This window comes from Paenibacillus sp. FSL R10-2736 (genome assembly GCF_038000245.1).
In the GTDB taxonomy this organism is placed as follows: Bacteria; Bacillota; Bacilli; order Paenibacillales; family Paenibacillaceae; genus Paenibacillus_AQ; species Paenibacillus_AQ phytohabitans.
Window position 1 is genome coordinate 6348254 of the sequence record NZ_JBBOBN010000001.1, and the last position, 14854, is coordinate 6363107.

Genomic DNA, 14854 nt, shown 5'->3' on the forward strand with positions numbered 1-14854 from the left:
CATTCAAGGGGATTTCTCCCTTTCATTTCCTCCTCTCCCCCCCAAACTAAAACAACGCCCACCCCGGTTCAGGATAGACGTTGTTCTTTTCAGACCGCTATGATTTGGATTCCGTGATCACAATAACATCCCGGCTATAGCTGCCCCCGGCAAACTCCAAGCCTGCCGGCTCTTCCTTGCGGGGCAGCAGCCCTTCGGCAATGATATTGCCGGTGTGATCGAGGTAGCCCGCTACCTCTACACTATTATGGTATAAGCAGATTTCATCCACTCGATCTCCCATTATAATACGCAGGGCCGTTGCCTCTTCAGCAGATAGCTCTTTTCCGTTCATCCGTGCAGGCAGGGGCTCAATGGTCACCTTAGGTTTCTCCGTTCCGAACGGAACGGCAAGCGTTACGATTGCCGTCCTCCCCGTCACAGTTAGCGAACGCTTCACCACCGGACTCTCAGTATACTCCCCCTGCTTGAAAATCAGGCCCGGTTCAAGCATCAGCTGGTCCTCAGCGTGGCCGGCCGGCAGATGCAGCAGCAGCAGATTAGCCCCCTCCAGCTGAGTGGATACTTCACCGCTGCGGCAGTCATATCCCGCTCCGCCTGTAGGCAGATGGAAGTACTGCTCATAACGGTGCTGTTCCTCCGCTTCAAACAGATCCACAATCAGCCAGTAGCTGTTCTTGATGAACAGCACCTTGCGGGAATGGATGACCGGATCATCGTAACGGGTATAGCCGTAATGGCTCGCGAAGCTGTAGTCATAGGCTGCACTGGACTGGACGTCCCAGATTCTGCAGGCTGCCGTAGTCGGCGTATTCCAGTGAAAGCTGCGGACATGCTGGTCCTGGCCATCTACCACTACTGTATTATGGGCCCGGGTGGATACCGTATATTTACGCTCCTTGTTCCACTCGAACAATCCCATGCCTGAATCCGCCAGCAGCTCGCGCCCTCCGGCGTAGAGCACCAGGCTCAGCGCATCCGAATGGGCATGTCCGCCGACTCCAACCCCTGCACGCATCGCCATGTACATGTCTTCCCGGCTCCAGCCCTGCCTGGAGGTAATGTAACCTCCAATCGGGAAGCAGGCTGCCGTTTCAGCAGGCTGCTTCGCCTTCAGCTGCTCATATTGCTGCACCGCTTCCGGCCCTACTCTCCAGAGCAGCGAGAACGGCAGCCGCTCATGCCCCAGCGCTTTGAAATCGCCGCGCTGATACAGATAAGCGCCCAGACTCATGACATTGCGCAGCTCGCTGACCACCTGCACATCGGTATCGCCGAATTTGACCAGCTGTCCGTCAGGGGCAAGCAGATGCATCGTCACGGTGAACATCTTCTCCAAGGTGTCGCGATACTCCCCGGCGTCGATTCCAAGCTTATGGAACAGTGCCACCAGTTCGTACAGATCGCGCATCACGATCAGATGATAATTCGGACTGCCTTCGAACTGTACCCCATCCGCATATACGTTCTGGCGGATATATCCCGGCAGCTCACGCAGCCCGTACTCCAGCCATTCCGCGGAATCCTTCAGCTCCGGCAGGAGCAGCGCCGTCTGGATCAGCCCCCGCAGCTGCATGCAGACATGGTTACCGCCGCCGGCATGGTATTTGCGCACATACTGCCCGTGCTCCTGGAAGGACTTGATCAGCTTCAGCCTAACCTCAGGCTCGAACGCAGGTGAGCTGAAGAAGATAATGAAGGCTTCCGGCAGCATAAACAGCCGCACCCCGACAGACAGCGGGTCCCAGGTCGAATGCTCGGAACGGAATGTATCATCGACCGGCACCCTATTATCATCGATGAAGTCGCTGATCATGTCATTGAAGCATTTGGCGTATTTCTCATCACCGGTCAGCGCATAAGCTCTGGACAGATGCTTCACATATACGAACCGGGTCAGATGCAGCTGATACTGTGAGCTGTCATACAGCCAGCTGTTCCAGTCATAGGTTCCACGCGGAAAGACCACTCTTTTCCCTTTAAATAGCGGAATATCCCCTTCCACGATCCGGTCTGCCTCAGCGATTGTCTGCTGCGCTTCCTCCTCATGGCCGTAGTAGCTTGCGGCATACGCCTGAAGCTTGGGAACATCCTTCACTTCAAAGTAATATCTCCCGTTGTTACCAGCTGAAATGAGTTCCAGATAGGCATTCCGTGCAGCCGGCACATCACCTGACTTCAAGTATGCAGCCACACCGCCAAGCTCAGGTCTGTTCAAGTCCAGCATGGTGCCGAGGAATTCTTCATCCGATAGCTGCGGCTTTGTATATATAGGATTATGGCGCAAGTCTTTATATCCAATCGTCATTTGAACCCTCACCTTTATTGGTTTAACGGATCTCATCCGCGTCTATTCCTTGATCGATCCCAGCATGGCACCCTTGGCAAAATACTTCTGCAGGAACGGATACACGATTACAATAGGCAGCATGGCCAGCAATATCGCCGCATTCTGGACATTGGGTCCAAGGTTGGCCGCAAGCTGTGCGTCAACTGCAGCCTCTGCCGAAATATTGGAGGCACTGATCGCCACCATCTGCCGCAGGAGCGGTTGAATCGGCCAGCGCGATGTATCATTCAGATAGATGACCGCTGAGAAGAACTCATTCCAGAACTGCACCATGAAGAACAGCGTAAACGTGGCGATGATCGGTTTGGACAGCGGAAGCACGACCGAATACAGAATTCTGAACTCTCCTGCCCCGTCAATTCTTGCCGCTTCATCCAGACTTTCCGGCAGGCTCTGGAAGAACGAGCGGATGACCATGATATTAAAAGCACTGGAGGCCGCCGGAAGCACCACTGCCCAGTAGGAATCGATCAGACCCAGATTTTTGACCACCAGATAACTGGGAATCATCCCGCCGTGAAAGATCATGGTGAAGAAAATAATCAGCAGCATGATGCGGCGGCCGGGCAGAAACTTCTTGGATAAGGCATAGGCCAGGGTAATCGATACAAACAGGCTAAGCAGCGTACCCATTACCGTGATAATGACGGAGTTCTTGACCGAGGTCAGGAACGTATTCGCATTCAGCAGATAGCTGTAAGCATCCAGCGTCCAGTGCTTGGGCCAGATGAAGAAATTCCCGGCCATTGAATCTCCGGGCGGACTGAAGGATACCGCGATAATGTATAGAAAAGGCAGAATAACCAGCAGACTGATTAAGCAGATAATAACTACAATAATGGTGTCAAACCATGTTGCCTTGAGCTTCATAACGTCTCCACTCCTGTTCTTGTTCTAGAATATGCCTTCCTCGCCAAGCAGCTTTGCCGCATAATTGGCCCCGACTACAAGGATCAGACTGGCAACGGATTTGAACATGCCTACGGTAATCGCGAAGCTGTAGTTGAATTGCTCCAGACCGATATGGTAGACGAACAGATCGAACACATTGGAGACATCCAGGTTGAGGCTGTTGGTCATCAGGAAGATCTGCATGAAGTTGGAGTCCATAGATGAGCCCAGACGGAGCAGCAGCAGTATAACAATCGTGCTCTTGATGCCGGGGAGGGTAATATGCCAGATGCTCTGCAGCCGGCTCGCTCCATCCACTTTGGCCGCTTCGTACTGCTCCGGGTTGATCCCTGCCAGTGCCGCCAGGAAGATAATTGTCCCCCAGCCTGCATCCTTCCAGATGGACTGGAAGATGACCAGCGGCCGGAACCATTCATTGCTCACCAGGAAATTGGCATTGCCGTCAAACCACTGGCTGAGATAATGATTAATGACGCCTGAAGGCCCGAAGAACGAAATCGTAATCCCGTAAATGACGACCCAGGACAGGAAATGGGGCAGATAGACGATCGTCTGCGACACCCGTTTGAACACTTTGAGCCGCACTTCATTCAGGAGTAACGACAGGAGGATCGTAAACGGAAAATAAATGATCAGGTTCAGCAGGCTGATGAGCAGTGTATTTTTCAGCAAAATATAGAAATCGGAGGTTCCGAAAAACTGTCTGAAATTATCCAGCCCCACCCACGGGCTGTCCATAATGCCTTTGAACGGGCTGTACTCCTTGAAGGCCAGAATGAGTCCCGACATCGGGATATAATGAAAAACCAGAAAATAGAGAATGCCAGGTGCCGCCAGTAAATAGAAAGGCCATAATTGATTAAACCGTTTAGGGCGCAAAGTTCTCTGCACAGGCTAAACCTCCTTATCCATGGGCAAAAGAAAGGGGAAGCCCCCTCCTTTGCCTCTGTGTATATTTAGTGGTGTCTTATTTAGTGCGCTGCATTATATTGATCCAGCAGTTCCTTGGCTATCTGCCCGCCTGCACCATTAGTCCAGGTATCAATCTCCTTCTGCACATCTTCCCAGGTGCCTTCACCCAGCACATATTTCGTCATCACGGCGCTCATTTTTTTGTAGCTGTCCGGATTCTTGCTGGCGAACTGTGAGTTGTAGCTGAGGAACGGATTCTCAACACCGATCTTGCTGATGATATCCAGCGTCGCCTTTTGCTGCGCCAGAATCTCCGGCTCCTTGGAGCTGGCGTATACATATGGATCTACCCGGTTCTCCAGCACGAATTGGCTCGGCTTATCCAGGTCGTATTGCTTCTTCTGCTCTTCAGTCTGCACAGCAACACCATCTTTGAAGTCACTGGAGTGAATGCCGGTAACTCCCGCTTTGGAGAACGCTATATTCTCCTCGGAGGCGGTAAAATCAAGGAAATCAACAATCTGCTGAACCTTATCTTCCGGTACGGAGCTTGGAATGACCCACAGCCCGTAGTATCCGCCTAGTACAGCAGCACCTTTGTGTCCGCCTGCCCCTTCGAGCACGTCGACAATGGCAATTTCAGCATTTGGATCTGTCTGCTTCAGCTTCTCCACATTGGCCTCTCCCAGATCGCTGACATTCCCCACAAAAGCACCCGCTGTGCCTGACAGGAACTTGCTCCGTGCCTGGCCCTGGTTCTTGAGCACCGGCGCATCCTTGTCAATCAGGCCTTTGCTCCAGGAATCTCTCAGCCACTCCAGAAATGCCTTGTATTCGGGAGTCTGGAAATCGCGCACAGCATTCCCGCCGTCCAGCTTCCACACATTAGGAATGCCGAAGGCAAACTGAATTGGAAGCACTCCTGAGAAAGGTCCTGGACTGTTGACTCCGTCTGAACCATAGATCGTAAACGGAATGGTTTTGCCTCCGCCCGCCGGATCATTCTCCTTGAATACGGCAAGTGCATTCGTCAGCTCATCCATCGTCTTTGGCACAGCCAGATTGTATTTGTCCAGCCAGTCCTTACGGATCAGGATATTGGCTTCCCCTCCGCCGTACAGGCCGCGCGGCCGGGGAACTCCGTATACCTTGCCGTCAATTCTGATTCCATCCCAGACGACATCATCGATCTGGCTGATATTCTCCGTCTTCTCCAGATAAGGCGTCAGATCATGGAACGCGCCCATCTTCACCAGGTTATTGAATTTGTCGTCCTTTCCGCCGTCCATGAGCAGCAGATCATAGGAATCACCTGCCGACACGGCTACGGAGAGCTTATCGGTATAGGCCTCGGAGGGTACGAAGGTCACATCCAGATCAACGTTGCCGCGTTTCTCCAGATCCTCCAGCGCTTTATTGCTGCCCATCTCCGGCGGATTGCCGAAGAGGATCGTCATCGCTTTGATGCTGGCCGGCTTGCCGCCAGTCTCTGTCTGTGCGCTTCCATCCGGTGAGGCTGTGCTGCCTGCCGCAGAATTGTTGTTACCGGAGCAGCCTGCCAGGGCTGTTGCCATTAATGCTGCTGATGCCATAAGCGGTACAAGCTTTCTTGTAAAATTCATTGTTATCCCCCATTCGCTTGTATTGAGTGCGTTTACATTGTTCTTACACTTTGGATTATAGAAGACACCGCAGGTAGTGAACATGCCGGATTCGAGCCAAAGTGTCACCATTCTTAAGATTTCCCCGGATCTGTGTTTCTCCTTATTCTCCAATGTACTATAATCTTTATAGGATAGCCTATCCAGCATCCAGCGTCTAAAACCGGTTAACGGAAGGGGTTCCTATGAGTTCACCATTTTTCAGCTTTTTGCGGCGGAGCTTCTACATCAAGATGATTCTCGTCATGTTCGCCATCTCCGTGATTCCGCTGATTGTATTGTCTATTATCTCTGTAAGCGTATCCACCACAACCGTAGAGAAACAGGTGAACCGTCTGAATGCCCAGCTGGTCAATCAGGTCGTAGACCGGATTGAATTAACCATGACCCGGCTGAGGGAATTAAGCGAGCAATACTCACGTATTTCGTCGATTCAGGGCGCGCTGGTTTCACCGTCGGCCCAATATTTTGAAGAGGTTGTCCGCAAAAAGGATCTGATCTCCGTGCTCAGCAGCGCCTCGGCGATTATCGGGAATGTTGAAGGACTGCAGGTCTATTCAGCTATTACAGGAGAAGTGCTCTCTTCTACGGAGGCCCCGGCTGCCCTTGCGGATTCCCCTTACCGGCCGCTGATTGAAACGTATTTGGCCTCGGGGAAACCTAATATTTTTCTGGATAAGCACTCTCTGCCGGAACTTGCGATTCTGGACTCTTCCACCTATTATATCTCACGGGTTCCCTTCGATTTGTATGAGGACTTGAAGGGAGTACTGCTGATCTCCATGAGCAATAACCAATACCAGCGGCAGATTGAGAATATTCAGCTCGGGAGCGAAGGCTCCATTTCGCTGTTGACCGAAGACGGGCTGACGATCGCTACAACCAGCAAGCTTGAGAAAGCCGAGGATACCCGGCGTGTACAGGGTATTCTCAAGCACTGGAAAGAGCTGAACCGCCCCGATCAATTCGCGGCAGGCTCTTCCATTGTCTCAGTCAAACAGACCTCCACCTACGACAACTGGATCGTGGTCTCGGAAATTCCGTCCAAGGAGCTTACCGCCAGCGCAGACATTATCCGGCGGACCGTAACTTATTTCCTGGTCATTCTTGCGGTGCTGGGGGCACTATGCGTTGTCGGGTTCGGATATCAGTTATACCGGCCGCTGCAAGCCGTGAAGCGGCAGGTGGATGCGCTTAAGAAAGGGCATTTCGAGGCCCGGGTCACTCATTTTGCCAATAATGAAATCGGGGATCTGGGCCGGATGCTCAATACGATGGCTGTCCGCATTCAGGATCTGCTGGCAGATTTGCATGATTCAGAGGATTTGAAGCGCAAACTGGAGATTAGAGCGCTGCAATCGCAGATTAATCCCCATTTCATGTACAATACCTTAAACACCATCCGGATGTTCGCCATGATGAAGGATTATGAGAAGATCAATTCGCTGATGGGCCGGCTGGTCGCGCTGCTGCGGTACTCTATGGAGAATTTCGAGCAGACCGTACAGCTTCGGCAGGAGCTTGATTATTTGGCGGATTATGTGGGGCTGCTCAATATGCGGTATAAATGTCAAATCCGGCTGGAGTCCAGCATCGAGGAGCCGCTGCAGAGTATGCAGATTCCGAAGCTGAGCCTCCAGCCGCTGATCGAAAATTCTGTGTTCCATGGGATTCTTCCGCGTAAAACGCCGGAAGGGCATATCAGTATACGGGTCTTCACCGATACCGGCCAGAACTATATCATCCTTGAGATTACTGACGACGGGATTGGCCTTGCGGAAGCCGAACTGAAGAAGCTGCAGCTCCATCTGCTCCATGAAGAGTCCACGGAGAACATCGGGCTGCAGAATGTATGGCTGCGGATGAAGCTGCTGTTCGGAGGGGATGCGCAAATTCTGCTCTCCAGTGACCCGGGTGAAGGGCTGACGATCCGTATTATGCTGCCGTCTGAGAATGTTCTTGTAAAGGAGGAGCCTCATGAATCCCTATAGAGTTGTGCTCGTGGAGGACGAAATTCCGGCAAGAACGGTATTCCGTCATTTCATTGAAGAGCGTGCCGATTTATTCACGCTGGTTGGCGAAGCCGAAGACGGCCGGGACGGACTTGAATTGTTCCTGAAGCACAAGCCGGAGCTTGTCGTAACCGATATCACCATGCCGGGCATGAATGGGCTTGAGATGCTAAGCGAAATTGAGAAAAGCGGAGAACGTCCGCCGCAGATCATCATCCTTACCTGCCACCAGGATTTCCATTATGCCCAGCAGGCCATTCATCTGAAGGCTGCAGCCTATCTCATTAAAGATGACTGTCTTTCTGATCCCGGCCTGTTGACCCGGACGATGGAGGAGCTGGCCTCCCAGGTGAACTCACTTGATGAAACCCGGGAAAAGCATCTCCAGCTGGAACAGCAGGTCCGGCTCAGTGAGGTGGAGATTGAGCAGAGCCTCTTTCTGGATATGCTGCTGAGTCCGGCGGCCGAAGCCAAGTGGCTGCGCAGTCTGGAGGACTCCCAGCTCCCGCTTCACGAACAAAGCTTCAAGGTATTGCTGCTGGAGCTGGACAGGAATTCCCTTCGCTTCCCGATTGATCAGCTTGAAGAGCTGAAGCTGTGGCAATTCGCCGGAGTCAACGTACTTAAGGAGCTGCTGGCCGGCATAGGCCCGCATAAAGTCATCGCGCTCGACAAGGGACGTTTTCTCGCCATATACACCGATACGTCAAAGGCTATGCGCCCCAATTTCCCGGAACAGGTGCTGGATTCCTTTGCCGCCAATCTCAAAATGAGCTGTATTGCCCTGCAGTGCAGCTTCGGCCAGGGACTGAAGGCCCGGCCTGAGGCACTGAAACGGCTGGCTTCTGCCCCCTATCCTTTCTTTTACCGCTTTGGCGAGAGCATCGCTATTGAGGATTGGGAACAAATCGCCCGTTTCCAGCGGATTCCGGAGCCGCTCAGCCGGTTCTGGAGCAAGGTACTCAAGAAAGCACTGCTGGAGCCGCATTTGAACACGGCTGCACTGGAGCAGGAACGCCTCTCCTTATACCGCCAGGCTATGGAGCAATCCTGGGACCCGGAGCAGATCAAATCCTTATATTTGAGAGTCTTCCTGGATATGAGCCATAACGTTATTGGAGCAGAGGGTGGTGCGGATCTCGAAGCGGACCTGCGTAAAAAAATGGAGCTGTGCCAGACCTTCAACTCCGTACACGAGGCGACCTGTGATTATTTCCGCAAGCTTCAGCAGCTTCAGGAGGGCGGCCGGAAGATCGATGCTTCGATTACAAGAATCATTCAGCACATGCGTGAAGACCTCAGCTATCCCTATAAGCTGGAGGAGCTGGCAGCTTCGATTAATTACAGTGTGCCTTATTTCAGCTCCATGTTCAAAAAAGCAGTAGGCGAAAGCTTCATTCAATACCTGTCCCGTCTGCGGATTGAAAAGGCAAAGCTGCTGCTGCTTACCACGGATCATAAGACATTTGAAATTTCTGAATCTATCGGTTTTGAGAATTACCGGTCCTTTAACCGGATCTTCAAGAAAGAGGCCGGCGTATCCCCTTCCGATTACCGCAGAATGGGCATGGGAATGCCCCAATGAAAAACCCCCGGTATCTCCAGAATTTCTGGTGATACCGGGGGTAATTCAGCTTACACTCCGTCAGGAACGGCGGTTAACAAACATCAGCATAAGGGCCGAGATGACAATAATCGAGCATACCCACATCCAGGCCAGCGTCATATTGCCTCCGTCAACTGCTACATAGATTGCGGTCGGCACCGTCTGGGTCCGCCCGGGAATGTTCCCCGCTACCATAATCGTAGCGCCGAATTCGCCCAGCCCCCGGGCAAACCCGAGCACATAACCTGCGGCCAGTGAACGGCTGGCCAGCGGAAGGGTTACATAGCGCAGGACCTGAAGCTCGCTGGCTCCCTGCGCCCGCGCGGCATCCTCAAGATCCTTCTCCACCCCTTCGAAGCCCGCCTTGACCGTCCTGTATACCAAGGGGAAAGCGACCACTACTGCGGCAATGACCGCCGCGCCCCAGGTAAACAGAATGGTATGCTCGGTGAACTGTTCATACAGCCTGCCGATCCAGCTACGCCGGCCGAGGATCACCAGCAGGACGAAGCCGACAACCGTCGGCGGCAGAACCAGCGGAAGCAGCAGGACCGTTTCAACCAGGCTGTGTCCGAAGAACCTCCGCCCTGCCATCTTCTTGGCTGCGAGCGTAGCCAGTAAGAACACTATAATGCTGGTAATCACTGAAATCTTGACCGAAAGCCAGACCGGGGCGAAAAAATCGGTCCAATTGATCTCCATCTCTTCTCACCCCATTTATATAGTAGTTATTATTGTGCTAATTGAAAGCCGTAGCTTGTAAATACCGCGTCCGCCGCTGTTGTCTGTACATAATCGTAGAATGCCTTGGCCTCCGCCTGATGCGGGGACTCCTTAACAATGCCTACCGGATAATTAATGGCCTTGTGCACATGTCCGCCCACTGTCAGGGCAATCTTCACTTTGTTCGACGTAAGCGCGTCTGTCTTGTAGACGAAGCCGGCATCTGCATTGCCTGTTTCCACATAAGACAATACCTGACGGACATCCTTGGCAAAGACCAGCTTGCTCTGCAGCGTATCCCATACCTTCTTAGCCGTCAATGACTGCTGCGCATATTGCCCGGCCGGCACCGATTCCGGTTGGCCGACAGCCACCTTCTTGAAGGCTTTATCGGTAAGCTGGGTGATTGTAGTAATGGAAGTCTTCGAATCAGAAGGCACCACGAGAACCAGCTGATTCTTCAGCAGCTCCGTATTATCACTAATGAGCCCGCCATCTACCAGGGCAGTCATCTGTTTGTCTCCTGCAGAGAAGAACAGATCAGCCGGAGCGCCTTGTTCAATCTGCTTTTGCAGCGTACCGGAAGCACCGTAGTTAAAAACAAGATCAATACCGGGATGCTGCTTCTCGTAAGTCACGGCAATCTTGTCGAGACTGTCCTGCAGGCTGGCTGCCGCAGATATAATAATTTCAGTTTTCTTAGCTGCCTGTGCCTGTTCAGCAGGTGCAGCAGACAATCCCGCCGCTACCAATCCCGCTACTAACACTAACCCCAGCTTCTTGAACATTTCCATTCCTCCCATGTATGTATCTTATATATTTTGGTGCTATTCTAGCACATCTTTTTTGGTTTTACTATACGTTTTGATTATGTTTGATTATATTTAGTTATTATTGATATGAACAAGTGATAATTTCAGCTGTAAGTATAGCTACTCAGAAAAAATAGCCCTTACAAGCCAAAGGCCTGCAGGGCTATCAGTGAACAGAAGTTAATTCTTCATCCGCGGGTCAAGCACGTCGCGCAGGCCGTCCCCTACCAGATTGAAGCCAAGCACGGTCAGCATAATGGATAGCCCCGGGAAAATAACCGTCCAGGGTGCCTTCTGGATGAACTGCCGTGAATCCGAGAGCATCTTGCCCCATTCCGGATCGGGCGGCTGTGCGCCGAGTCCCAGGAAGCCAAGTGCAGCTGCCTCAATAATCGCGGTGGCGATGCCAAGTGTCCCTTGCACGATAATCGGCGTTAAGCTGTTCGGCAGAATATGGGTCAGCAGAATGCGGTTATTCGTCATTCCGATCGCCCGGGCTGCCGTAATGTACTCCTCCGATTTCAGAGAGAGTACCTTGGCCCTTACCAGCCGGCCATAGGTAGGGATATTAACTATGGCAATGGCATACAGCGCATTCTGCAGCGAAGGCCCCAGAATGGCTACGATGGCAATGGCCAGCAGAATACTCGGGAAGGCCAGCAGAATATCGAACATGCGGGAGATCAGCATATCAATCCATTTGCCGTAGAATCCCGCAAGAATCCCCAGAAACGTACCGACAACAATGGAGCCGATAACCGAGAAGAAGCCCACCCAGAGAGAGATCCGGGCACCGTATAGAATACGGGTGAACATATCTCTGCCCAGATCATCTGTACCGAACCAGTGGTCAGCGGACGGCGCCTTGAGCCGGTTAACCAGCTCCTGCTCCTTGAAGCCGTAAGGGGCGATGAAGGGTGCCAGCAGGGCAATCAGCACAAAAAATACGATGATGCCAAGGCCGGCCATCGCTGTCTTATTCTTGCGGAAAGCCTTCCACGCATCCCGCCAAGGCCCGGAAACCTTGTCAGCAGGTACAGCCGGGGGCGTTACTTGAATTGATGCCTGTCCCATAGGTTCACCCCTCACTTGTAGTTGATGCGCGGATCAATGACGGCATACAGCAGATCCACCAGCAGATTAATGAACACGAAGATAAAAGCAATGATCAGAATGCCGGTCTGGATGACCGGATAGTCGCGTGAGCTGATCGCCTCAAATATATATCTTCCCACGCCCGGCCAGGCAAAGATTGTCTCTGTCAGCACCGCACCGCCGAGAAGCGCACCTGTCTGCAGACCTACTACGGTCAGCACGGGAATCAGCGCATTCTTAAGTGCATGCTTATATACGACAAGGAATTGCGACAATCCTTTGGCCTTTGCCGTACGGATATAGTCGGAGTTCATGACCTCCAGCATACTCGAACGGGTCATCCGGGCAATAATTGCCATCGGAATGGTGCCCAGCGCTATGCTTGGCAGGATCAGATGCTTGATGACCGTCCACAGCTGGCGCCAGTCTCCTGCCAGTATCGTGTCGATCACATACAGATTGGTTATACTCTCCACGGGATTCCGCTGATCCATCCTGCCTATAGAGGGCAGCCAGTGCAGCTTCAGCGCGAATAACATCTGCTCCATCAGCCCCAGCCAGAAGATCGGCATGGACACGCCAATGAGCGCTATAATCATCGCGGTATAATCAAACCAGGAATTCTGCCGCCAGGCACTTAGAATACCGGCGTTCACTCCTACAATGGTAGCAAACAGCATACTCGCTGCCGTAAGCTCCAGCGTTGCCGCCAGATAAGGCATAATTTCTTTGGCAATCGGTGTCTTGGTCCGGATTGAGGTCCCCAGATCACCCTGCACCAAATCCCCCATATAGTTGAAGTACTGCTGCAGCCATGGTTTGTCGAGACCCAGCTGCTCGCGCAGCGCCTGTTTGGACTGCTCGGTTGCTTTTTGGCCCAGAATGGTTTCTGCCGGATCACCCGGAATGGCGTGAATAATGGAGAAGACGATAATCGTCATCCCGATCAGCACAGGGAATAAAACCATGACACGTTTTAATAGGTAGGAGTTCAAGTTGGCTCACCTTCCAGTGGTCCTTAAGCATAACTTGCCGCCCGGCATGCGGCGGCAAGCAAATGCTTATGGAGCATACTATTCGAAGTAAATTTCGCTGTAATATTCCGTACCTGTAGGGCCTGGAACGAATCCTTTCAGATTGGCCTTCGCTGCCAGCAGCGGTGTAGTGTGCACAAGCGGAATCCACGGTGCATCCGCTTTGATGATTTCCTGAGCCTGTTTGTACAGGTCAGAACGTTTCGTCTGATCCGTTTCCTTCTGGGCATTGATCAGGATCGTGTGCAGATCTTCATTCACATAGAAGGAACGGTTGTTACCAGGGATAGCATCCTTATCGAGCAGGGTATACAGGAAGTTGTCCGGGTCACCATTGTCGCCGGTCCAGCCGAGCATGTAGATATCATCTTTCTCGCCGGCTTTGGTATCATCCAGATAAGTCGCCCATTCCGGGGATTCAATAACCGTCTTCACGCCGATTTTCTCCCAGTCTGCCTGGATCGCTTCAGCAACCTTCTTGCCGTCAGGCATGTAAGGACGGGATACCGGCATAGCATACAGGGTTACTGTATCCGGCAGACCGTCAGGGTAGCCAGCTTCCGCAAGCAGCGCCTTCGCTTTGTCCAGATCGTATGCATAATCCTGCACAGCATCGTTGTAGCCCCACAGTGATGGCGGCATCGGGTTAACAGCGGCACTAGCCTGGCCCGAGAAGAATGCATCAATAATAGCTTGTTTATTCACCGCATAGTTAAGGGCCTGTCTTACTTTCACATTATCAAAAGGTTTCTTCTTAAAGTTGAAGCCGAGGTATGCGACATTGAACGGCGGACGTTCAATCTTCTGCAGCTCAGTGTTGCCTTCAAGTGTAGACAGGTCATCCGGGCTCAAATCCTCCATCAGGTCGATCTCGCCGTTCTGCAGGGCATTGAAGCGTGCCGAGTTGTCCGGAATCGAGCGGACGATGACTTTGTTCAGCTTCGGAAGGCCTTCTTTCCAGTAGTTAGGGTTCTTGTCCAGTGTAATGGAATCATTATGCTTCCACTCCGTGAACACGAAAGGCCCTGTGCCTACCGGCTCGTTCTTGAAGTTTTCTTTCTTCTCCTGGATGGCAGCAGGGCTGGCAATCCCGAAGGAGGTCATAGCGATATTCTGCAGGAACGGTGCCTGCGGCTGATTGAGTGTAAACTCAACAGTAGTTGCGTCCACAGCCTTAACTTCTTTGATTACGCGGCTGCCGTCCGGACCGAACATCGAATCATAGTAGTCAAAGGAATCGCCTTCGAACTTGAACTCACTTGCCGGATCACTCCAGCGCGTGAAGTTGAAGACTACTGCTTCAGCGTTGAAATCCGTTCCGTCATGGAACTTCACGCCCGGATGAAGCTTGAAGGTATACGTCAGACCGTCAGCAGATACCTCCCAGCTGTCCGCAAGGGAAGCCTGTACTTCAGAGGTGCCGGGCTTGTATTCCAGCAGGGAATCGAATACCTGGTGGGCAATCTTCAGGGATTCGCCATCGGTGACAATGGCCGGATCCAGCGATGCAGAATCGCCGCCGCGCCCAAGAATCAGTGTATCCTGAGTGTTAGCCGATGTTTCAGGTGAGCTCTCCGGTGCGGTAGTCGCCGCTGCATTCGTGCCTGCAGTCGCTTCTGTGCCTGCGTTGTTATTGTTACCCCCGCAGCCGCTTAATGTTAATACCGCCCCCAGCGTTACTGCCAGTGCAAGACTACTCCACTTCTTCATCTCTAGAAAACTCCCTTCTCTCATTAA

11 protein-coding genes are annotated in these 14854 nt (G+C 52.4%); 2 read left to right on the forward strand and 9 right to left on the reverse strand.

Annotated elements, in window-relative coordinates:
* Window positions 1–97: 97 nt before the first annotated feature.
* From NSQ73_RS27210 to NSQ73_RS27225, 4 genes are all read right to left on the reverse strand, one after another.
* The gene (locus NSQ73_RS27210; protein WP_340989004.1) at window positions 98–2308 is read right to left on the reverse strand and encodes an alginate lyase family protein; all 2211 of its coding nucleotides are present in this window, start codon (window positions 2306–2308) and stop codon (window positions 98–100) included.
* A 42-nt stretch (window positions 2309–2350) separates the two neighbouring features.
* Entirely contained in the window at window positions 2351–3220 is an 870-nt protein-coding gene (locus NSQ73_RS27215) for a carbohydrate ABC transporter permease (RefSeq protein WP_042134005.1), read from the reverse strand.
* Window positions 3221–3244: 24 nt separating this feature from the next.
* Complete coding sequence (locus tag NSQ73_RS27220; protein WP_042134003.1) at window positions 3245–4153, reverse strand: ABC transporter permease; 909 nt, start codon at window positions 4151–4153, stop codon at window positions 3245–3247.
* An 80-nt stretch (window positions 4154–4233) separates the two neighbouring features.
* Window positions 4234–5796: an extracellular solute-binding protein gene (locus tag NSQ73_RS27225; RefSeq protein ID WP_171720512.1), complete on the reverse strand. Its 1563-nt coding sequence runs from the start codon at window positions 5794–5796 to the stop codon at window positions 4234–4236.
* Between the two features lie 224 nt (window positions 5797–6020).
* On the opposite strand from NSQ73_RS27225, the gene NSQ73_RS27230 reads away from it, so the two are divergent.
* Both NSQ73_RS27230 and NSQ73_RS27235 read left to right on the forward strand, forming a co-directional pair.
* Window positions 6021–7826, forward strand: a complete 1806-nt coding sequence (locus tag NSQ73_RS27230) for a sensor histidine kinase (RefSeq protein ID WP_340989008.1) — start codon at window positions 6021–6023, stop codon at window positions 7824–7826.
* Complete coding sequence (locus tag NSQ73_RS27235; protein ID WP_171720514.1) at window positions 7813–9432, forward strand: helix-turn-helix domain-containing protein; 1620 nt, start codon at window positions 7813–7815, stop codon at window positions 9430–9432. The genes NSQ73_RS27230 and NSQ73_RS27235 overlap by 14 nt, the downstream gene beginning before the upstream one ends.
* Window positions 9433–9492: 60 nt before the next feature.
* On the opposite strand, the gene modB is transcribed toward NSQ73_RS27235, so the two are convergent.
* The 5 genes from modB to NSQ73_RS27260 form a co-directional block, all read right to left on the reverse strand.
* Window positions 9493–10155, reverse strand: a complete 663-nt coding sequence (gene modB, locus NSQ73_RS27240) for a molybdate ABC transporter permease subunit (protein ID WP_042133997.1) — start codon at window positions 10153–10155, stop codon at window positions 9493–9495.
* A 29-nt stretch (window positions 10156–10184) separates the two neighbouring features.
* Complete coding sequence (gene modA, locus NSQ73_RS27245; RefSeq protein ID WP_340989013.1) at window positions 10185–10964, reverse strand: molybdate ABC transporter substrate-binding protein; 780 nt, start codon at window positions 10962–10964, stop codon at window positions 10185–10187.
* Between the two features lie 204 nt (window positions 10965–11168).
* Window positions 11169–12062 (reverse strand): nickel transporter permease, encoded by an 894-nt coding sequence (gene nikC / locus NSQ73_RS27250; protein ID WP_171720516.1) that lies wholly within the window; start codon window positions 12060–12062, stop codon window positions 11169–11171.
* Between the two features lie 11 nt (window positions 12063–12073).
* Entirely contained in the window at window positions 12074–13078 is a 1005-nt protein-coding gene (locus tag NSQ73_RS27255) for an ABC transporter permease (RefSeq protein ID WP_042133990.1), read from the reverse strand.
* Window positions 13079–13156: 78 nt separating this feature from the next.
* A complete protein-coding gene (locus NSQ73_RS27260; RefSeq protein ID WP_340989016.1) occupies window positions 13157–14827 on the reverse strand; it encodes an ABC transporter substrate-binding protein in 1671 nt (556 codons plus the stop codon).
* Between the last annotated feature and the right edge of the window lie 27 nt (window positions 14828–14854).

Excerpts from the sequence above, each read along its gene's own strand:
- NSQ73_RS27210 (WP_340989004.1), bottom strand. The coding sequence starts at position 2,308 with ATGACGATTGGATATAAAGACTTGCGCCATAATCCTATATATACAAAG.
- NSQ73_RS27215 (WP_042134005.1), bottom strand. The coding sequence starts at position 3,220 with ATGAAGCTCAAGGCAACATGGTTTGACACCATTATTGTAGTTATTATC.
- NSQ73_RS27225 (WP_171720512.1), bottom strand. The coding sequence starts at position 5,796 with ATGAATTTTACAAGAAAGCTTGTACCGCTTATGGCATCAGCAGCATTA.
- NSQ73_RS27230 (WP_340989008.1), top strand. The coding sequence starts at position 6,021 with ATGAGTTCACCATTTTTCAGCTTTTTGCGGCGGAGCTTCTACATCAAG.
- NSQ73_RS27235 (WP_171720514.1), top strand. The coding sequence starts at position 7,813 with ATGAATCCCTATAGAGTTGTGCTCGTGGAGGACGAAATTCCGGCAAGA.
- modB (WP_042133997.1), bottom strand. The coding sequence starts at position 10,155 with ATGGAGATCAATTGGACCGATTTTTTCGCCCCGGTCTGGCTTTCGGTC.
- modA (WP_340989013.1), bottom strand. The coding sequence starts at position 10,964 with ATGTTCAAGAAGCTGGGGTTAGTGTTAGTAGCGGGATTGGTAGCGGCG.
- nikC (WP_171720516.1), bottom strand. The coding sequence starts at position 12,062 with ATGGGACAGGCATCAATTCAAGTAACGCCCCCGGCTGTACCTGCTGAC.
- NSQ73_RS27260 (WP_340989016.1), bottom strand. The coding sequence starts at position 14,827 with ATGAAGAAGTGGAGTAGTCTTGCACTGGCAGTAACGCTGGGGGCGGTA.